Raw genomic sequence first — 18,096 nt, forward strand, 5'->3', positions numbered from 1 at the left:
ATCGAGGACCTCACCGTCCGCAATCTGCTGAAGAACGGGAAACTCGCGCGCGCCATCTCCGATGCGTCGTGGACGGAACTGCGCTCCATGCTGGAGTACAAGTGCGCCTGGCACGGGCGCGAACTCGTGACGGTCGACCGCTGGTTCCCCAGCAGTAAGCTGTGCGGGGCGTGCGGGACGGTCTGCGAGAAGCTGCCGCTGAACGTCCGCGAGTGGACGTGCGACTGCGGTGCGGTGCATGACCGCGACGTGAACGCGGCGCGCAACATCCTGGCCGCCGGGCTGGCGGCGTCTGCCTGTGGAGACGGTGTAAGACCTCAACGGGAGTCCTCCCGGACGGGGCGGTCGTCGGTGAAGCAGGAAATCCAGCGGGCGACCGCTGGACTCCCCCGCCTCTAGACGGGGGAGGAAGTCAACGGGTAGGTCTTGACCACGTCCCGGAAAGAGATCTTGGGGCTCATCGACGCTGCCACGCGGTGAGACGGCGTTCGGCCAGCAGCAACAGCCGGTCCATGACCAGGCCGATGACACCGATGCTGATCAGACCCACGAAGAGCGCCGCAGGCTGGCCAGCGCGTCCTGGGTGAGGGTTCCGTCGGAGAGCAGTTCCCGCGCCCTGGAGCTCACCGAGAGCGGTCCGGGGATGTCCGCGAGCCCCGCGGCGGCCGTCATCGCCCAGAGGGCGACGCCCAGGACGAGGGCGATCAGATTGAACACGAGGGGGCGGACGGTACGTCGTGCGCCGCGTGGCGCTTCCGGTGTGGTGGGGGTCTTCTCGGGCGCGGTGACCACCGTCATGGACGCCTCGCGGAGTTCATGGGTCCTCCTCTTCGGCCCGGGGCCGGGCCGGGTCAGCCCGGAGCGGCCGGGTAATGGCTGAGCAGGGGGATTCATGCAGGACGAGGGCGATACCGCCCAGGGCGCCACCGGCTTCGCCGAGCGTCGCGGGCCTGAGGTCCACACGGTCCCGTGAGATCGGCATGATGTGTGCGCGCAGCGCTCGTTCGACCGGTTCGAAGAGTGGTGTGCCGGCCGTGGCGAGTTCACCGCCGAGCACGATCACCCCGGGGCCGACCGCGTTGCACACCGCCGCCAGTACGGTGCCGATATGGGTGCCGGCCGCCTCCAGCGTGCGCAGCGCCACCGGGTCGCCGGCCTCCAGCGCCCCGAGGAGCTCGGCCAGACCGTCCGCGTGTCCGCCCGCGCGGCGGTAGGCGGCGAGCACGGCGCCCACCGAGGCCACCGTCTCCAGGCAGCCGGTGGCGCCGCACGAACATCGTCCGTCGCCCGACTCGACCGCGATATGCCCGAACTCGCCGGACAGCCCGTACGCCCCGCGGTGCAGGGCGCCCGCCACCACCAGCCCGCCGCCCACACCGTGCGACAGTCGCAGATACAGCACATCCCGGCCGCCCGCCGCCGCGCCCCAGGTCGCCTCGGCGAGCGCGGCGAGCCGGGTGTTGTTGTCCACCAGCACCGGGGCCTGGAAACGCTTGCGCAGCAGGGCGGGCAGATCGGTGGACGGCCAGGGTTGCGCGGGCCCGGAGTCCGGATCGCCGACCGGGCCGACCACGCCCACCCCGATGGCGTTCAGCGCGCCCAGCCGCAGGGCGCCGTCGGCGAGCGTGCCGACCAGCCGCTCGGCCAGGGCGATCCGCTCCTCCCAGGGCAGTCCCGGGTCATGCGGTTCACTGGCCGACCCGATCACCTCATGGGCGACATTGACCGCGGAGACATGCACCGCCCGGCGGGCGAAGTCGATGCCGATGGCCTGGCCCGCGCTGGGGTTGAGCGTCAGCGCCTCCACCGGCCGTCCCCGTCTGCGCGGGGCCGTTCCGGGCGCCGTGGCGACCACGGCGCCGCTCTCGATCAGCTCGGTGACGATATCGCTGAGGGTGGTCCGGGAGAGCCCGCTGTGCTGTCCCAGTTCGGCCCGGCTGAGCGGGCCGTGTTTGCGCAACAGCTCCAGTACCAAGTCTTCGTGTCCCCGCCGCAGCCGGGCCAGGGGGCCGTCCTGATGGGGGTGCATGCCGACCAGCATGCGCACGCCCATCTATTACGTCAACACCCCGGAAAAAAGAGGGTTCAGACGTCGCGGACGCAGCGGAAGCCGAGGTTGCCGGTGGAGCTGTCGGGGGTGTTGGAGGTGCGGGCGGCCACGCGGTAGCGGTTGCAGTACGACTGATGGCACAGATAGGAGCCGCCGCGCATCACCTTGCCGATGCCGGTGGCCGGGCCGCTGGGGTCGGTGCGCGGCCGGTCGGTGTGGTCGGTGGACCACCAGTCGGTACACCACTCCCACACATTCCCCGACACGTTGTACAGACCGAACCCATTGGGCTCGAAGGCGTCCACCGGGGCCGTCCCCCGATAGCCGTCCTCGGCCGTGTTCTTGACGGGGAAACGCCCCTGCCAGATGTTGCAGCGGTGCACACCGCCGGGGGTCAGCTCATCGCCCCACGGATACCGGCGCCCCACCAGCCCGCCGCGGGCGGCGTACTCCCACTCGGCCTCGGTGGGCAGCCGGGCCCCGGCCCAGCGGCAGTACGCCACCGCGTCGTTCCAGGAGATGTGGACCACCGGGTGGCGGCCCCGCTCGCCGACGTCACTGCCCGGCCCCTCCGGCGCCCGCCATGTGGCCCCCTCGACCCCGCACCACCAGGGCGTCCCCTCGGGGCGTGGCGCGCCCTTGCGCAGTGCCGCGGGCAGGAACCCGGCGAACACATACGACCAGCCGAACCGTTCGGCCTCGGTGACATGGCCGGTCTCGCGTACGAAACGGGCGAACCGCTCGTTCGTCACCGCGTGCACATCGATCCGGAACGCGGCGACGGTCACCTCCCGGACCGGCCCCTCGCCATCGGCGGGGAAACCCTCCGCGTCCTCGGTGCCCATCAGGAAGGTCCCGCCCGGCAGCGGCGCCATGTCCGCGTCGTGGTGGCCGGTCCGCGCCGTGGCCGAGGGGGCGGTGACGGCCGGGCCGCCGCCGCGGGACGGCGCACAACAGCTGGTGGGGCGTGCCTGGATACGGTCCATGCGAATCTCTCCCGGGCCTGCGAGACGGTGGCGGGCGTGACGCCCCGCGGAAACGCTGCCCGCGGTCGGCGCCGAGTATTTCACCCGAAACCGGCCGCGGATCCGCCGAGTCCCGCGCCCGGTGCCCGCTCCCCTCCTGTTGCCACCCCATCTCACCTGCTACAGCTGTTGGCTGACTCTTCATCACGGCGACATCTCCCGCCGCCGATCAAGGAATGCGATCATGCTGACCTGAGCATGCCAACCCCCCACCCCGGTGTGGAGCCACGCCGCGGTCGTTCAGGAGGACGCAGTGAAGAAGAGTTCGCGGATCCGCAGAGTGTCCGCCATCCTCGGCAGCGCCATCGCCCTGGTCGTGGCCTTTCCCGGCAGTGCGCTCGCCGACCCGCCCACGGCGCTGCCCGCCAACGCGGACGGCACGGAGCAGACGTTCCAGCCGGCGTTCGACTACGACACCGACGGCTGCTACCCCACGCCCGCCATCGGCCCCGACGGCACGATCGCGGGCGGGCTCAACCCCAGCGGGGCCCTCAACGGCCAGTGCCGTGACTCCTGGGACCTCGACAACACCAACGGGTACGCCCGCTCCAAGTGCAACAACGGCTGGTGCGCGATCATCTACGGCCTGTACTTCGAGAAGGACCAGGCCGTGGCCGGGAGCGGTCTCGGCGGACACCGCCACGACTGGGAGCACGTCGTGGTGTGGGTGCAGGACAACGAGGCCAAGTACGTCGCCACCTCGGCCCACGGCAAGTTCAACATCTACCCCCGTGACCAGATCCTCTGGGACGGGACCCACCCCAAGGTCGTGTACCACAAGGACGGCCTGAGCACCCACTGCTTCCGCCCGGCGAACACCAACGACGAGCCGCCGGAGAACCACTACCACACCTGGCAGTACCCCGCGCTGGTCGGCTGGAACGGCTACCCCGCAGGGCTGCGCGACAAGCTGAGCCAGGCCGACTTCGGCAGCGCCAACTTCGGTCTCAAGGACAGCGCGTTCAACTCACACCTCGCGGGGGCCAAGCCGTCCGAGATCCCCTTCGACCCCAACGCGTGAGAAACGCCCCCGGGAGGCGAAGCGGTTGGCACCGCCCCCGCCTCCCGGGGCCGGGGTCCGCCCGTCGGCCGGTCAGCGCCGGGGAGGTCCGGCCGGGGGCGGCTCGACCTCGAGGTAGCGGTGGCGGCGCGGGCCCCGGTACTCCAGCGCCTCCCAGCCCAGCCGGCGCAGCACGGCCGCACAGTTCCGCAGCGCGTCCTCCGCCGCGTACCCGGCGCCACTCCCCGGCGGCCCAAGCCACTCGACCCGCACCGCCTCGGGACGCTCCGCCGCGCCCAGGCAGTAGCCGGTCGCCGTGCGGTGGCCCTCCGTGTCCATGGCCGACGGCGGAACACCGGCCGCCTCCAGGGCGATGGCCACGGCCCGCACCGGTTGACGCCGCTCCCACTCGGCGGGCACACCTCCGGGGTCGGCGGCGTCGGTGTTCATCAGCCGGCGGATCTGGAGCAGCCCCTCGAAGGCGGTCCGTACCGCGGCCCGGCGGCCCCGGCCGTCGCCGCCGTCGGGGACCTCCGCGGCGCCGGTGGCCACCTCGAACTCCGCCATCCCCTGCCCCCTTCGGACGTGGCGTCCCGTGGTCTCTCATGGCGGCCCGTGCCCGGCGGCGGTGCTCAGCGCCGTCGCAGCCGGTCGGCCTCGACCACGGCCTCGGCGAAGGCTTCGGGAGCCTCCTGGGGCACATTGTGGCCGATGTCCCTGAGCGTCCGGTGGGCGTACGGACCCGAGAACTTGTCCCGGTACGCGGCACCGCCCCCGGGCGGGGTGAAGGGATCGCGTCCGCCGTCCAGCGTGACCGTGGGGACACCGATGACGGGGCCCTTGGCGAGGCGCCGCTCCAAACCGTCGTAGCGGGGATCGCCCTCCGCGAGCCCCAGCCGCCAGCGGTAGTTGCGGATCACGATGCGGACGTAGTCCGGATTCTTGAAGGCGGCGGCGGTGCGGGCGAAGGTGGCCTCGTCGAAACGCCATGTCGGCGAGTTGAACCGCCAGACGAGCCTGGCCAGTTCGCGTCGGTATTCCGCGTTCTCCAGCCCCAGCACACCCCGCTCCGTGGCGAAGTAGTACTGATACCACCACGCCCATTCGACCTTGGGCGGCTGCGGCTGCTTGTTCTTCTCCCGGTTGGTGATCAGATAGCCGCTCACCGAGACCAGTGCCTTGCAGCGCTTCGGCCACAGCGCCGCGACGATGTCCGCCGTTCGCGAGCCCCAGTCGTATCCGGCGAGGATCGCCCGCTCGATCCCGAGGGCGTCCATCAAGGCGAGGAGATCGAGGGCGAACACCGACTGCTGGGCGTCGCGGAACGTCCGGGGCGACAGAAAACGCGTCGTGCCGTAGCCGCGCAGATACGGAACGACCACCCGATAGCCCTCGGCGGCCAGCAGGGGCGCCACATCGACATAGCTGTGGATGTCATAGGGCCAGCCGTGCAGCAGAACGACCGCGGGGCCATGGGCCGGACCGGCCTCGGCGTAGCCGACGTTCAGCTCCCCGGCCTTGATCTGCCGCAGGGCGGCGAAGGAGGTGTGGGGCCGCCCGGCCGGTGTCCGTTCCTCCGGGGGGACCCCCGCGGCCCGGGCCGAGCCGGCGGTCAGGCCGGCGAACGGCGCCCCGACCGCACCCGCACCCACGATCTTCCAGAAGCTGCGCCTGTTGACCATCCGCACCCGCCCTCCGCCAGCGCGGCCGTTCCCCGGCCCTGGCATCCACCATGGCGCACGGGTGTGACCCTCGCACGCCGTGCGTCACCTGCCGGACAGGTGACGGGAAGAGGAGCGGAGTGGGCGGTCCCTACTCGAGCAGTTCCTCCTCGTCGACGAGCTCGCGCTCCGCGGTCACCGCCAACCGGCGCTTGATGACCCCGGCCGCCGCCAGCGCGCTCGTGGTGAACGCCGCCGCGATCAGCCACGGCCGGTCCAGCACATGGCAGGTGAGGTGATCGATGGAGTAGCGGCCGGGCCCCGAGATGCCGAGCGCCGCCGCCGAGCAACCGAGCAGGGCCGTGAACTCATAACCGCCGGACGTGGCGAAGAACCCGGCCGGGGCGTGTACCGAGACCGCGCCCGCCATCGTCCCCGCGGCCGCCGCCCCGGCCACGGGAGTGGCGAAACCGAGCGCGAGCAGCAGCCCGCCGCCCGCCTCGCCCAGCCCGGCCGCCAGGCCACTGGTCCGCCCCGGGCGGAAGCCCATCGCCTCCATGCTCTCACCGGTGCGGGCCAGCCCGTCGCCGCCGAACCAGCCGAAGAGCTTCTGCGTGCCGTGTGCGACCAGGACCCCGCCCACGCCGAGGCGCAGTGCGAGCAGTCCCAGATCCTTGCGCTGGGGCATGGGGCCTCCTCCGCTCCCGTACGGGCAACACCACGGGCGGCCGCCCGGAGTCTCACCCAGTCTCGGTACGCGTCCCCGGGCCCGCCGTCGCTGCTACGCCATCGGAGTGCATCAGCTCCGCCGTGGTGACCGTGCGCAGCCCGCGCCGGCGCAGCCCGTCGAGGATCGCGGGAAGCGCGGTCAGGGTCGCGGTGTGGCCGAAGTGCAGACTCAACCACGGAACCGGCGCGGACCTGGCCGAGGACCGCGTCCCGCACCGCGTCGGGCCCCGGGTCCTGGAAGTCGAGGGAGTCCACGTCGTAGGAGAGGACGTGCGGATATCCGGCGCGGTCCGCCAGGCTGTCACGAGATCGGTGGCGGTACGGGCCTGGGACGGCCGGAACCAGCTGCCGATGGTCCCGGTGAGGCGGCGCAGCCGGTCCGCGCACTCGGTGATCTCCGCGTACGCCTCGTCGGCGGGCAGTGCGCACACGGCGCGGTGCCGCATGGTGTGGTTGCCCAGCTCATGGCCGCCGTCCAGGATCCGCCGGGCCATCTCCGGGCGCTCGTCGAGCCAGGTGCCGACCGCGAGGACGGTGACCCGGGCCCCGGCCCGCTCGGCTCACCGGCATCGGCCTCGCCGTGCTGGTCTACCTCGGGCTCCAGCTGGCCTTCCTCTTCACGGTGCCCGATTCGCTGCTGGGCCACGGCTGGAAGGGAGTCGACTTCGAGTCGCCCTTCGGGCAGCTCGCCCTGGTGCTCAATCTCCACTGGCTGGCCACGCTGCTCTACACCGACGCCGTGATCTCACCGGGCGGATCGGCCTACGTGGGCGTGGCCATCGACGCCCACCAGGATGGCGCGCCGGGCGCGGATATGTACTGATCTACGCGGCCTCGGCGGTCGCCGTCGCGGTGTTCCGGGCACATGACCGGGAGCGGGGAGTGGCTCTGGCCGAGGGCCAGGTGCCGGGGGTGCGCTGGATCGCACCGGTGAGCTTCGTGGTGGCCACCGAGTTCGTCTACTGGTCGGGCTGGCACGATCTGCGGCTCGCCCTGCCGTTCGTGCTGCTGGGTGCGGTGCTGTTCCTGCTTCAGCGCCGTGCGGACGCAGGCGCCTCCCTGGGGGTGGAGCTGCGGCGCGGCGCCTGGCTGGTCGTCCATCTGGCCGCGCTGACCGCGCTGTCGTGGCTGGGTACCTTCGGCGGTTCCGCTCGCCTCCCGGCGCCGTACGACACCCTGGTGGTGGGTGTCCTGGCGCTCGCCGTGTTCGGGTGGGCGGTCCGCGCGGGCGCCCAGCACCTGCGGACATCGCAGATCAGCGCAGCGTAGCGGTGAAGCTGCGGCCGTAGGCGTGGCGGGTGGTGACGACGATCCGGGTGCCCCCGGGGACCCGGCCCACCCGGACACCGTCGTCCGCCGCCACGGCCCGCGTCCTCCGGCCCCGGATGACCACCGGGACCGTGTCGCGTTCGGTGGTCGGATCGGACACCGCTATCGCCACGGTGCCGTCCTGCCTCTCCCGCAGCAGCACCGAGCCGGGCCCGCGCACCCATAGCCGCCCGGCGCGGTGGGTGCCGGGGGTGAAGGCGTTGAGCGCGGTGATGCGCAGGCCCCGGTGGACCACGGCCTGGAGCCGGGTGGTGTTGGCCAGGACGGTGAGCGGACGGCGGGCGTAGGCGCCCAGTTGGTGTTCGGTGGCGTTGGGGACGAGGGCGTACGCCATCGAGGTGTGCGGCGCGTCGGCCGAACGCTCCACGGTGACGGCGAAGAGCTGTTTGGTCACCGGGAGGTCGGGGTTGGACAGGCGCACGGCGCGGCGGCTGCGGGTGACGGTGTCGAGCGTGACGGTGGGCGGTGGCCCGTCGAGGAAGACATATCCGACCGAGGCGGCCCGCGTGGCATTGGCGTACCGCAGCCATTCGAGCGGGGCCGTGCCGGTGCCGGACCAGGGGGCGCCGCCGCGCAGCCGCCCGGTGAGGGCGAGGGTGTCCGAGGGGGCGGCGATCCGGGTGTCGAGGGTCGTCGTCACCGCGCGGCCGGCGGTGTCGCCGACGCCCGCGGCCAGTACCACGATCTCGTCGTCGAACAGGAACCACGACTTGGTGGCATCGGCGTCGCGGTACACCACGAAGTCGTCGGGGAGGCCGCCCGACTGCTTCGCCGCGTACGCCACATCGTCGGACTGGACGAACCCCGCCACACCGTACGGGCCCAGGGCGGCGCCACCGGAGAACGGGTGGGTGCTCCGGGGGAAGTAGACATAGGTGTTCTGCGCCTCCGACGAGGAGGTGAAGCCGCGCTCGGGGTTGTCGTACCAGAGCGTGCCGTACAGCTCGGGGACGGTGCGGCGGGTCTCCACCGGGGCGGTGACACCGGCGAGGCGGTGGGGCGGGACGGTGGTGAGGTAGTCGATGCCGAACGCCTGGGTCTGGTCCTGGCCGGACAGATACAGATGGTGGGCGCCGTCCCCCTGGAACCAGGGCATCAGGTTCTCGCCGCTCATGTACTCGTACCGGCTGATCCTGGACGAGCTCCGGGCCAGGGCGAAGGCGTAGCCGGGGCGCCGGTGGACGGTTCTGTCCATCGCGTTGAACGCGACATGGCGCTCGGCGGGCCCGAGGTCCCGGGCCGGGATCGAGGAGTCGGCGAGGATGTCGGCGTAAGCCGCGATGCTCACCGGGGACACGAAGGCCGAGGGGTCGAGCGTGGCCTTCGAGGTCTGCCGCAGATACGCCACATAGCCCTTCAGCGCCGTGGCGTCGGCGCCGGTGGCGTGGGCGGAGAGGTCCACCACGGCCTCCACCACCTCGGCCGTATCGGCGTACCCCGTCGCAGGCCGGGACACCCCGCGGCCCTTGACGATCTCCATCAGCCAGCCCTCGAAGATCAGCGGTGCGAAGCCGTCCACCACCCACCCCTGGGCGACGCGCACCAGCCGGTCATCTGCCGTATAGCCGGTGCCGTCGAGCATCTTGATGGTCTGCACGACGCGGGTGAGCAGCCCCCTGCCGTAGGAGCCGGTATAGGCCACGGAGGCGTGCTGGATGAAGGAGCCGTCGGCGTAGAAGCCGTCGGTGACACCGTGCCGGAGGTCGTACGGGTCGATGGTCGCCAGGACGGTCAGCTGGTCGGCGACGGCCTTGGTGATCCGGGCGTCGTCGCCGAGGACGGCGCCCTGGAGGACGCGGTTGGTGGTGATGTCGGCGAGGTTGGCGCCGGTGTGGAAACGTGAGTCGAGGTCGACGTCACGGTCCTTGCCGTTGCGCAGATACGCGTCCATCGAGGCGACGTAGGTGGCGGCGAGTTCGGGCCGGTAGGCGGCGAGTTCGTCCGCGAGCAGCGCCAGCATCTTGCTGACGTGGGTGGAGATGCCGATCTCCCAGGTGAACCAGTTGCCGTAGTAGCCCTTCGACTGGTCGCCGTAGTAGTGCTCATGGAGCCATATCAGCCCGTCGATGACGCGCCGCTGGACGCCGGTGTCACCGGCCGGTCCGGATGGTGTGCCGCCTTCCGGTGTGCGGGTGGCGAGGGCGATCTCATAGAGGTACTGGTAGGAGGTGACCAGGTTGGGATCGCTCGTGCCCAGTGGGATGCCCTGGAAGAGCTCGCCCTGCCCGGCGCGGTCCATCGCGGTGAGGCGGGAGCGGGCGGTCGTGGCGATGGACGCGAGTTTGGCGCGCACCTCGGGGCGGGCGCCTACGTCCGGTGTTCCGGCGAAGGCGGCCACGGTGTTCTCGATCAGCCGGGTGTGAGCCGCCCCGGTCGCCCCACCTCCCGCCGTCCCACCGGTCGCGGCCGCGCGAAGCGGCAGGGCCATGGCCGCCAGGGCGGCGGCCGGGAGCGTGGAGACGAGAGCACGACGCGAGAGGGGCACGGGCACGCTCCAACGGTCGACGGGATCCGATGGGGGAACCGCCGCACCATTCAAGCAACCCCGGCACCCCCTGTCACGGGACCGGAAGCGGGGAACCTGGGCGGCTGCATGTCGCCAATATGGGCAACAGAATCGTTGACAATCTTGTTGGCCTAGATTTACCTTCGACAGGCACTCACTCAGGGAGGGCACACGATGCCGAACGAAGCTCGTCCAGGCACCGGAGAGCAGGCCAAGCAGCATGCCTTGGAGCAGCTGCGGCAGGCGATTTCGCGCGGGGAGATGGCGCCGGCCCAGCGGCTGGTGGAGAACGAGCTCGCCGAGCAGTTCGGTGTGACCCGGGCGAGCATCCGCGCGGCGCTGATCGATCTGGCGTCCGAGGGTCTGGTCGAGCGGATCCGCAACCGTGGCTCACGGGTGCGGGTGGTGAGCGTCGAGGAGGCCGTGGCCATCACCGAATGCCGCATGGTCCTGGAAGGGCTGTGCGCCGCCAAGGCGGCCGTCGAGGCCGGCGAGGAGCAACTGGCCGAACTGGCCGATCTGGGCACGGCGATGTCCAAGGCGGTCGCCGACGGCGAACCGCTGACCTACTCCGACCTCAACCACCAACTGCACGCCCGCATCCGGGAGTTCTCCGGTCAGCAGGTGGCAGTGGAGCTGCTGGAGCGGCTCAACGCACAGCTGGTGCGCCATCGCTTCCAGCTCGCGCTGCGGCCGGGGCGTGCCCAGCGGTCCCTGGGTGAACACCTGGCCGTGATCGAAGCGATCAGGGCCAGGGACCCACAGGCGGCCGAAGCGGCCGTCCGTGCCCACCTCACCAGTGTGATCGACGCGTTGAGCGAATGACGCGCGGTTCGCGCCGCGGGGTGGGGCGACGACCTGTCCAGCAAGGAGATACCAGCAATGACGCACGGTAGCGCGGGTGACCTGCCCGCTGCCGCACGGCCGAGCGGTCTGATCGTCACCGGCCCGCCACGCGCCGAGGCCCGGCATGTGGACGCCCTGCGGGGGTACGGCGTGGCCACGGTGCACGAGGCCATGGGCCGCACCCGCTGCCTCGGCCCCGGGCTGCGCCCCGTCCAGCAGGACGTGCGCATCGCGGGCACCGCGGTCACGGCGCTGTGCTGGCCCGGCGACAACCTGATGATCCACGCCGCGGTCGAGCAGTGCGCCGAGGGCGACATCCTCGTCGTCGCCACCACATCGCCGTCCACGGACGGCATGTTCGGCGAGCTCTTCGCCACCGCGCTCCACCACCGCGGCGTGCGCGGCCTGGTCATCGACGCCGGGGTGCGCGACACCGCCGAACTGCGCGCGATGGGCTTCCCCGTGTGGTCCGCCGCCGTGTGTGCGCAGGGCACCGTCAAGGCCACGGCCGGATCCGTCAATGTGCCCGTGGTGGTGGGCGGGCAGTGGATACGCCCCGGCGATGTGATCCTCGCCGACGACGACGGGGTGATGTGCGTACCGCGCGAGTCGGCCGCCACGGCCGTCGAGGCGGCCAAGGCGCGCACGGCGAAGGAGGAGGCGACCAGGGCCGCCTTCGCCGAGGGCCAACTGGGCCTGGACCGCTACGGGTTGCGGGAGACCCTCGCCCGGCTCGGGGTGCGGTACCAGCCATACGCAGAGTACGCCGAAGGCGCCCGTGGCGGGGCCGTCTCATGACCGGGCCGGAAGGCGTGCGCTGCATGCTGATGCGCGGCGGCACCTCCAAGGGCGGCTACTTCCTCGCGGAGGACCTGCCGTCCGACCCCGGTGCCCGTGACGACCTGCTGCTGCGGATCATGGGCAGCCCCGATCCGCGGCAGATCGACGGCCTCGGCGGAGCACATCCCCTGACCAGCAAGGTGGCCGTCGTCTCCGCCTCCCAGGACCCGGAGACCGACGTCGTCTATCTGTTCCTCCAGATCGGTGTGGACCTGGCCGAGGTCTCCGACCGGCAGAACTGCGGCAACCTCCTGGCCGGGGTCGGCCCCTTCGCCGTGGAGCGGGGTCTGGTGGCCGCCCGGGACGGGCGGACACCGGTGCGGATCAGGATGGTCAACAGCGGTGACCACGCCACCGTGACCGTTCCCACCCCGGACCGGTGCGTGGACTACACCGGCTCGGCCGAGATCTCGGGTGTCCCGGGTTCCGCCGCCCCGATGGTGATCGCCTTCCAGCAGGGCGGCGGCCCTCTGCTGCCCACCGGCCACGCCCGCGACCTCATCGACGGCACCCCGGTGACCTGCGTGGACAACGGCATGCCGACCGTGCTGATCGCCGCGTCCGCGCTGAACGTCACCGGCTATGAGGACCCCGGGGAGCTGGAGGCGGACGCGGCGCTCGGCGCCCGGCTCCAGGAGATCCGGCTGGCGGCGGGCCGGTTGATGGGCCTGGGCGATGTGAGCGCCACGACCGTGCCCAAGCTCAGCCTGCTGGCCCCGCCCGTGCACGGTGGCACCGTGATGACCCGCACCTTCATCCCGGTGCGCTGCCATACGGCGATCGGCGTCCTGGGCGCCGCCAGTGTCGCCGCCGGGCTGTGTGTCGAGGGAAACGTCGGCGAGGACGTGGCCCGGCTCCCGGCGACGGGGGAGCGGCTGCGCATCGAACACCCCACCGGCTTCCTGGACATCGACACGGCCGTGGACCACAGCGGGGCCACGCCCGCGGCACGGGGAACGGCCGTCGTACGCACCGCGCGGAAGATCTTCGACGGCACGGTCTTCCCCCGGCCCGCCTGATCCGGTGCCCCGCCGCGCCCGCCCGTCAGGACCCGTTCGCAAGGCGCACACCGTGCTCGAGGCGGGTGGTACCGCCACGTCCGAGGGGGCCGCCGCACTGGCCGCGCTGGACACGGAGCTGCGCGCGCGGGACGTCACACCGCGCGGAAGCGCCGCGCTGCTCGCGGGGCCCTGTTCCTGGACGGTCTCCCGGCCGCGGCGATCACGCCGCCGGCCGGGCGGTGACTCCGCCCGGCCGGGTGCCTCCGGGAGTCAGTCCGTCGCCGGAGCCGTCAGCCCGTGGCGGTGGAGGAAGGCGTCGACGAGCCGGTCGGTGAAGTCCTGGCCAACGGGCTCGCCGGTGACCAGCACACGGTAGTAGAGGGGGCCCATGAGCTGGTCGGCCTCGGCCACCAGATCCAGGTCGGGCGGCAACTCCCCGCGCTCCGCGGCCCGTTCCAGGGCCCGGCGGTCGCGGTGGCGCTGCTGGTCGAGGCATCGGGCCCGGAAGTCCTGGGCGAACGCCGGATCGTGCTGCGCCTGGGCGATCAGCGCCCTGAAGACGGCGCCGGAATCGGACGCGCTGAGGAACCAGGCCAGGTCGCGCAGATAGGCGCGCAGATCCACGGCGAGGTCACCGGAGTCGCGCACGGCCAGGTCCTCGGCCACGTCCTGGAGGAAGGCGTCCATGAGGACGTCGGTCTTGGCGCTCCACCAGCGGTAGATGGTCTGCTTGGCGACCCCGGCCCGGGTGGCGATGCCCTCCATGGTGACGCCCGCGAAGCCCTTCTCGACCAGCAGGTCGTCGGCCGCGTTCAGCACCGCAAGCCGGGCCTGTTCGCTGCGCCCATGCCGGTTGCCGTGGTGGCGGGTCGCCGATGGGCCGGTGCCGCCCGTCCCGGCCGTCCGTGTCGCGCGTGCCATCCAGCCTCCCCGGGATACCGCGATCAGGATAGCCGCCCCTCACACGAGGATCGGCCGCCGCCTCCAGCCTCCGGGCCGGGCCGCATGGCTGGGCCCGCCTGCCGGTGGGTATCACCGGTGGCGGGCCCGGGTGCCGAGAGGGGTGGTGCCCAAGCGCTCCGCTGGAAGTACACGGAGATGCCGTCGATCGCCCGCGGCGCCGTGGTGGACGGTCGAGTGGTTTCCCGCGCCCGTTCAGGGCCCGTTTCGAACCGCGGCCGACTTCCCGCCGATCCACTCAGTCCCGTTCCCCTTCGGCCTGTGAGGGAGTCGTCCTCTGTACGTCGGGGTGGCCGGTGTCCCGCTCGTCGTCGCGTTCGCCCTCGGCCTGCGAGGGGGTCGTCCACGGCACGTCCGGGTGGTCGGCTTCCCGCTTGTGTTCGACGTGGGAGGGGGCTGGCTCGGTCATGTGATGCCTCCGCTCCTAGTGCGGACGCTGCCGATTTTACCTCGAATGCCCACGTCGGTGCGGTGTGGCCGGGTGGTGGACCGGTCCCGTCGCTGCTCGGGACGCAGGCTGTCCGGCGGATCCCTTCCCGGGGTGTCCGCCGATCACCCCCTGGCGCGGAGGGCGGCCTCCACGGCCGTCTTGATCAGCCTCTGATGAGGCCGTACGAGCACCCCGTCGACCAGGACCGTCGGGGTGGCGCCGACCTTCCGCGCGGCCGCCCGCGCGGTCACATACGGTGGCCAGTCGAGGTGGGCCTCCTCGCGCACACACCCCGCGAAGGAGCCGGTCAGCCCGACCGGGGTGCCGAGCGCGATGAGCTCCTCGTCGGTGAGTCCCGGCCCGCCCTCGGGCGGCTGGTTGGCGAAGACGATGTAGAGATACTCCAGGAACCGTCCGCCGTCGGCCGCGCAGCCCGAGGCGGCCGAGGCCCGGGTGGAGTACCAGTTGGTCGACATCTCGTCGAGGAACGCTATCGGGTGATAGGTCAGGGTGATCCGGCGGGTCTCGACCATGGTGTCGAGCATCGGCCCCGACGACTCCTCGAACATCCGGCAGTAAGGGCACTGGAAGTCGATGAAGGCGTCGATCATCACCGCTCCGTCGCCGAGCACGATGCCATCGCCTTCCGCGTTGACCCCCGCCGGCACGTGCGTCGGGCGGGGCTGCGCCTGCGCGTACATACGGGGTCTCCTCCCAGCGGGAAAACGGCCGGGGGACGTCGGCCGCAGCCCGCGAGTACCCGTATGGAGGCGGATGACCCGCGGGGTGCGCGTCGTCTCCTGACCGGGCGGGAGCGGTCTCCGAGTCAAACGGGACGATCCCGACCCGGCAGACGCCCATGATCTCAAGGCTCCGCACCCGCCGGTGCGCTGATGTCGGAACGTGAGTATGTCTAGACCAGTGTCATGTTCGCTGCCATGATGACCCCCGCAACCTGGCTTCACGAGCACCCTCCCCATTCCCCCGCGACGCGGCCGTGCGGCCGCGCGAGAGGTGACGTATGTCCAGACGCGTCTCCATCCGATTCCGGACCCTGCCCTGCTGGGCGTCGGCCCTGCTGCTGGCCCTGGGCATGACCACCGCACTGGCCCCCGAGGCGTCCGCCCGGGCGGCCGTGCCGAGCACGATCCCGCTGAAGTTCACCAACAACTCCGGGCGCGGCGACCAGATCTACGTCTATACGCTCGGCACCCTGCTCTCGACCGGGCAGCAGGGCTGGGCCGACGCCTCCGGGACCTTCCACCCCTGGCCAGCCGGCGGCAACCCGCCCACCCCGGCCCCCGACGCGTCGATCGCGGGACCGGCCAACGGCCAGTCCGTGACGATCCGCATCCCGAAGCTCTCCGGCCGGGTCTACTTCTCCTACGGCCAGAAGCTGGACTTCAGGCTCACCACCGGCGGCCTGGTGCAGCCCGCCGTGCAGAACCCCTCGGACCCCAACCGGAACATCCTGTTCAACTGGAGCGAGTTCACCCTCGACGTCTCCGGGCTGTACATCAACAGCACCCAGGTCGACATGTTCTCCGCGCCGTACGCGGTGGGGGTGCAGGGCGGCGACGGCAGCGTGAAGACCACCGGGCACCTCAAGTCCGGCGGCTACAACGGCGTCTTCAACGCGCTGCGCGCACAGTCGGGCGGCTGGGGCAAGCTCATCCAGACCCGGCCGGACGGCAGCGTCCTGCGGGCCCTGTCGCCCGGACACGGCATCGAGGCGGGTGCCCTGCCCGCGAGCGCGATGGACGACTACATCAACCGGGTGTGGCAGAAGTACACCGGCGCCACCCTCACGGTCACTCCCTTCGCCGACCGGCCGGACACCAAGTACTTCGGCCGGGTCTCCGGCGATGTCATGAACTTCACCAACAGCGCCGGAGCCGTGGTCACCAGCTTCCAGAGGCCGGACTCCGACTCGGTCTTCGGCTGCTACAAGCGGCTCGACGCGCCCAACGACCAGGTGCGCGGCCCGATTTCGCGAACCCTGTGCGCGGGCTACAACCGCACGACCCTGCTCACCAACTCCAATCAGCCGGACACGAGTGACGCCGGGTTCTACACCGACGCCGTGACCAACCACTACGCCCGTGCGATCCACGCCCAGATGGCCGACGGCAAGGCGTACGCCTTCGCCTTCGACGACGTCGGCCAGCACGAGTCGCTCGTCCACGACGGCAATCCGCAGCAGGCGTCCATCACCCTGGACCCCTTCAACTAGGCCGACAGGAGGCACGGCATGAGACGCAAGAGACCGCCGCTCACCCGCCTGGCCGCCCTCGCCACCGGAGCGCTCGCCCTGCTGGCCCCGCTGCTCCTCCCGGCCACGGCCCAGGCGGCGCCGTCCGCCACCATCTGCAACAAGTACTGCGACAGCCGCGACCCGGCGCTCGCCCCGCAGAGCCGCAACCCCGTGACGGCCACCCTCTTCTCCCGCTCCATCGCCCTGCACTTCGACGACGCCGACGCCATGGGCTGGGCCTCCATCGACAACGGCAGCCCCGGTGACGAGGTGTGGCTCGACCGCTCGTTCGACGGCGGCCGGACCTGGTCCTCCGGCAGCCGCCTCGGCAACACCGCCATCCCCGCCGGACAGCGCGGCTGGCGCACCCTCATGTACAACGTGGACGACTGGGGCGCCCATGGCGTCGGCGCGCTACGGGCCTGCGGCAAGGCCGGTGACCGCCCCGACATCGCCTGTACCCCCTGGGCCCGTACCACCTGGAACGCGTGGGACCGCCGCACGGCCGCCGCCACCGCGCAGATGGCCTACTACTCCTACGGGACCGGGCTGTTCTCCACCACCGGCTGGTGGAACTCGGCCAACGCCCTCACGGCCGTCATCGACAACATCCGCGTCTCCGGCATGCACAGCTACGAATACGCGATCGCCCGCACCTACGACCTCAACCTCGGTGCGCAGGGCGGGCAGTTCCGCAACGACTACATCGACGACACCGGCTGGTGGGGTCTGGCCTGGGTGGCCGCCTACGACCTCACCGGGGACTCCCGCTATCTGGCCACCGCCCGCGCCGACGCCGACTACATGGCCTCCTACTGGGACTCCACCTGTGGTGGCGGCGTGTGGTGGAGCACCGCGAAGACCTACAAGAACGCCATCGCCAACTCCCTCTACCTCCAGCTGAACGCCGCCCTGCACAACCGGATTTCCGGCGACACCACCTACCTCCAGCGGGCGAAGGCGGAATGGACGTGGTTCCAGGGCACCGGCATGGTGAACTCCTCGAACCTCGTCAACGACGGCATCGACCTGGGCACGTGCAAGAACAACGGCAGCGCCGTCTGGTCCTACAACCAGGGCGTGCTGCTCGGTGGCCTCACCGAGCTGCACAAGGCGACCGGTGACGATTCCGTGCTCGCCACGGCCCGCCGCATCGCCACGGCCGCCACCACGTCGTCCCAGCTCAACACGGCCGACGGCATCCTCAGGGACCCGTGCGAGACCGGCGACTGCGGCGCCGACGGCCCGTCGTTCAAGGGCGCCCATGTGCGGGGGCTGGCCAAGCTGAACGCGGCCTTGGCCGACCACCCCTACACGGCCTACCTCAAACGGCAGGCCGACCGCGCCTACGCCGCCGACCGCAACGCCCTGGACCAGTACGGACTGCGCTGGTCAGGACCGCTGGACAAGACCGACGCGGCACGACAGCACAGTGCGCTCGACCTGATGAACGCCGCCCCCTAGG

Annotated in this window: 18 protein-coding genes and 3 pseudogenes; 9 read left to right on the forward strand and 12 right to left on the reverse strand. The window is 71.5% G+C overall.

What is annotated here, in order from left to right; genetic code table 11:
- On the forward strand, window positions 1-399 hold a 399-nt coding region (locus NQU54_RS29695), incomplete at its 5' end, for an RNA-guided endonuclease TnpB family protein (protein ID WP_257633735.1).
- A 58-nt stretch (window positions 400-457) separates the two neighbouring features.
- Here the strand turns inward: NQU54_RS29695 and NQU54_RS50220 are convergent.
- From NQU54_RS50220 to NQU54_RS29710, 4 genes and pseudogenes are all read right to left on the reverse strand, one after another.
- A pseudogene (locus NQU54_RS50220) lies at window positions 458-556 on the reverse strand (ABC transporter permease); the annotation flags it as partial.
- The gene (locus NQU54_RS29700) at window positions 541-798 is read right to left on the reverse strand and encodes an ABC transporter permease family protein (protein WP_257633736.1); all 258 of its coding nucleotides are present in this window, start codon (window positions 796-798) and stop codon (window positions 541-543) included. The gene NQU54_RS29700 and the pseudogene NQU54_RS50220, both read right to left, overlap by 16 nt.
- Window positions 799-814: 16 nt before the next feature.
- Complete coding sequence (locus tag NQU54_RS29705) at window positions 815-2,029, reverse strand: ROK family transcriptional regulator (RefSeq protein WP_257633737.1); 1,215 nt, start codon at window positions 2,027-2,029, stop codon at window positions 815-817.
- 56 nt (window positions 2,030-2,085) lie between these two features.
- The gene (locus tag NQU54_RS29710; protein ID WP_372506078.1) at window positions 2,086-3,036 is read right to left on the reverse strand and encodes a formylglycine-generating enzyme family protein; all 951 of its coding nucleotides are present in this window, start codon (window positions 3,034-3,036) and stop codon (window positions 2,086-2,088) included.
- Between the two features lie 292 nt (window positions 3,037-3,328).
- Here NQU54_RS29710 and NQU54_RS29715 point away from each other — a divergent pair, with 292 nt between their 5' ends.
- The gene (locus NQU54_RS29715) at window positions 3,329-4,096 is read left to right on the forward strand and encodes an NPP1 family protein (RefSeq protein WP_069867686.1); all 768 of its coding nucleotides are present in this window, start codon (window positions 3,329-3,331) and stop codon (window positions 4,094-4,096) included.
- Window positions 4,097-4,168: 72 nt separating this feature from the next.
- Here NQU54_RS29715 and NQU54_RS29720 read toward each other — a convergent pair whose 3' ends face one another.
- The 4 genes and pseudogenes from NQU54_RS29720 to NQU54_RS29735 all read right to left on the reverse strand — a co-directional run.
- Window positions 4,169-4,642, reverse strand: a complete 474-nt coding sequence (locus tag NQU54_RS29720; RefSeq protein WP_257633738.1) for a hypothetical protein — start codon at window positions 4,640-4,642, stop codon at window positions 4,169-4,171.
- Between the two features lie 65 nt (window positions 4,643-4,707).
- Entirely contained in the window at window positions 4,708-5,757 is a 1,050-nt protein-coding gene (locus NQU54_RS29725) for an alpha/beta fold hydrolase (RefSeq protein WP_257633739.1), read from the reverse strand.
- 130 nt (window positions 5,758-5,887) lie between these two features.
- Window positions 5,888-6,424: a DoxX family protein gene (locus NQU54_RS29730; RefSeq protein ID WP_069867688.1), complete on the reverse strand. Its 537-nt coding sequence runs from the start codon at window positions 6,422-6,424 to the stop codon at window positions 5,888-5,890.
- A gap of 52 nt (window positions 6,425-6,476) precedes the next feature.
- A pseudogene (locus NQU54_RS29735) lies at window positions 6,477-7,025 on the reverse strand (polysaccharide deacetylase family protein); the annotation flags it as partial.
- Here NQU54_RS29735 and NQU54_RS29740 point away from each other — a divergent pair.
- A pseudogene (locus NQU54_RS29740) lies at window positions 7,019-7,734 on the forward strand (APC family permease); the annotation flags it as partial. The pseudogenes NQU54_RS29735 and NQU54_RS29740 overlap by 7 nt on opposite strands.
- Here NQU54_RS29740 and NQU54_RS29745 read toward each other — a convergent pair.
- Entirely contained in the window at window positions 7,721-10,279 is a 2,559-nt protein-coding gene (locus NQU54_RS29745) for a polysaccharide lyase family 8 super-sandwich domain-containing protein (RefSeq protein WP_257633740.1), read from the reverse strand. The pseudogene NQU54_RS29740 and the gene NQU54_RS29745 sit on opposite strands and share 14 nt — an antisense overlap.
- 195 nt (window positions 10,280-10,474) lie before the next feature.
- Here NQU54_RS29745 and NQU54_RS29750 point away from each other — a divergent pair, with 195 nt between their 5' ends.
- The 4 genes from NQU54_RS29750 to NQU54_RS50665 are packed head-to-tail and all read left to right on the forward strand — an operon-like array spanning window position 10,475 to window position 13,363.
- Entirely contained in the window at window positions 10,475-11,125 is a 651-nt protein-coding gene (locus NQU54_RS29750) for a GntR family transcriptional regulator (RefSeq protein WP_069867692.1), read from the forward strand.
- 57 nt (window positions 11,126-11,182) lie between these two features.
- Window positions 11,183-11,944, forward strand: coding sequence for a 4-carboxy-4-hydroxy-2-oxoadipate aldolase/oxaloacetate decarboxylase (locus NQU54_RS29755; protein WP_257633741.1), 762 nt, complete (start codon window positions 11,183-11,185; stop codon window positions 11,942-11,944).
- The gene (locus NQU54_RS29760; RefSeq protein WP_257633742.1) at window positions 11,941-13,005 is read left to right on the forward strand and encodes a 4-oxalomesaconate tautomerase; all 1,065 of its coding nucleotides are present in this window, start codon (window positions 11,941-11,943) and stop codon (window positions 13,003-13,005) included. The genes NQU54_RS29755 and NQU54_RS29760 overlap by 4 nt, the downstream gene beginning before the upstream one ends.
- 52 nt (window positions 13,006-13,057) lie before the next feature.
- The gene (locus NQU54_RS50665) at window positions 13,058-13,363 is read left to right on the forward strand and encodes a hypothetical protein (RefSeq protein ID WP_502362206.1); all 306 of its coding nucleotides are present in this window, start codon (window positions 13,058-13,060) and stop codon (window positions 13,361-13,363) included.
- Here NQU54_RS50665 and NQU54_RS29770 read toward each other — a convergent pair.
- From NQU54_RS29770 to NQU54_RS29780, 3 genes are all read right to left on the reverse strand, one after another.
- Complete coding sequence (locus NQU54_RS29770) at window positions 13,258-13,908, reverse strand: TetR/AcrR family transcriptional regulator (RefSeq protein WP_257633743.1); 651 nt, start codon at window positions 13,906-13,908, stop codon at window positions 13,258-13,260. The two genes, NQU54_RS50665 and NQU54_RS29770, sit on opposite strands and share 106 nt — an antisense overlap.
- Window positions 13,909-14,185: 277 nt before the next feature.
- Window positions 14,186-14,356, reverse strand: a complete 171-nt coding sequence (locus NQU54_RS29775; RefSeq protein WP_257633789.1) for a hypothetical protein — start codon at window positions 14,354-14,356, stop codon at window positions 14,186-14,188.
- 143 nt (window positions 14,357-14,499) lie between these two features.
- Window positions 14,500-15,078 (reverse strand): DsbA family protein, encoded by a 579-nt coding sequence (locus NQU54_RS29780; RefSeq protein ID WP_257633744.1) that lies wholly within the window; start codon window positions 15,076-15,078, stop codon window positions 14,500-14,502.
- 320 nt (window positions 15,079-15,398) lie between these two features.
- Between NQU54_RS29780 and NQU54_RS29785 the strand changes: the two genes are divergently transcribed.
- Entirely contained in the window at window positions 15,399-16,610 is a 1,212-nt protein-coding gene (locus NQU54_RS29785) for a glycoside hydrolase family 64 protein (RefSeq protein WP_257633745.1), read from the forward strand.
- A gap of 18 nt (window positions 16,611-16,628) precedes the next feature.
- Window positions 16,629-18,095, forward strand: coding sequence for a glycoside hydrolase family 76 protein (locus NQU54_RS29790; RefSeq protein ID WP_206331455.1), 1,467 nt, complete (start codon window positions 16,629-16,631; stop codon window positions 18,093-18,095).
- Window position 18,096 lies beyond the last annotated feature (1 nt).

This window comes from Streptomyces malaysiensis subsp. samsunensis, from assembly GCF_024519315.1.
GTDB lineage: Bacteria > Actinomycetota > Actinomycetes > Streptomycetales > Streptomycetaceae > Streptomyces > Streptomyces malaysiensis.

What these genes read in the sequence shown, in the direction of transcription:
- NQU54_RS29790 (WP_206331455.1), top strand. Translation starts at nt 16,629, where the DNA reads ATGAGACGCAAGAGACCGCCGCTCACCCGCCTGGCCGCCCTCGCCACC.
- NQU54_RS29730 (WP_069867688.1), bottom strand. Translation starts at nt 6,424, where the DNA reads ATGCCCCAGCGCAAGGATCTGGGACTGCTCGCACTGCGCCTCGGCGTG.
- NQU54_RS29705 (WP_257633737.1), bottom strand. Translation starts at nt 2,029, where the DNA reads ATGCACCCCCATCAGGACGGCCCCCTGGCCCGGCTGCGGCGGGGACAC.
- NQU54_RS29710 (WP_372506078.1), bottom strand. Translation starts at nt 3,036, where the DNA reads ATGGACCGTATCCAGGCACGCCCCACCAGCTGTTGTGCGCCGTCCCGC.
- NQU54_RS29720 (WP_257633738.1), bottom strand. Translation starts at nt 4,642, where the DNA reads ATGGCGGAGTTCGAGGTGGCCACCGGCGCCGCGGAGGTCCCCGACGGC.
- NQU54_RS29725 (WP_257633739.1), bottom strand. Translation starts at nt 5,757, where the DNA reads ATGGTCAACAGGCGCAGCTTCTGGAAGATCGTGGGTGCGGGTGCGGTC.
- NQU54_RS29700 (WP_257633736.1), bottom strand. Translation starts at nt 798, where the DNA reads ATGACGGTGGTCACCGCGCCCGAGAAGACCCCCACCACACCGGAAGCG.
- NQU54_RS29755 (WP_257633741.1), top strand. Translation starts at nt 11,183, where the DNA reads ATGACGCACGGTAGCGCGGGTGACCTGCCCGCTGCCGCACGGCCGAGC.
- NQU54_RS29760 (WP_257633742.1), top strand. Translation starts at nt 11,941, where the DNA reads ATGACCGGGCCGGAAGGCGTGCGCTGCATGCTGATGCGCGGCGGCACC.
- NQU54_RS29780 (WP_257633744.1), bottom strand. Translation starts at nt 15,078, where the DNA reads ATGTACGCGCAGGCGCAGCCCCGCCCGACGCACGTGCCGGCGGGGGTC.
- NQU54_RS29785 (WP_257633745.1), top strand. Translation starts at nt 15,399, where the DNA reads ATGTCCAGACGCGTCTCCATCCGATTCCGGACCCTGCCCTGCTGGGCG.
- NQU54_RS29775 (WP_257633789.1), bottom strand. Translation starts at nt 14,356, where the DNA reads ATGACCGAGCCAGCCCCCTCCCACGTCGAACACAAGCGGGAAGCCGAC.
- NQU54_RS29770 (WP_257633743.1), bottom strand. Translation starts at nt 13,908, where the DNA reads ATGGCACGCGCGACACGGACGGCCGGGACGGGCGGCACCGGCCCATCG.
- NQU54_RS29750 (WP_069867692.1), top strand. Translation starts at nt 10,475, where the DNA reads ATGCCGAACGAAGCTCGTCCAGGCACCGGAGAGCAGGCCAAGCAGCAT.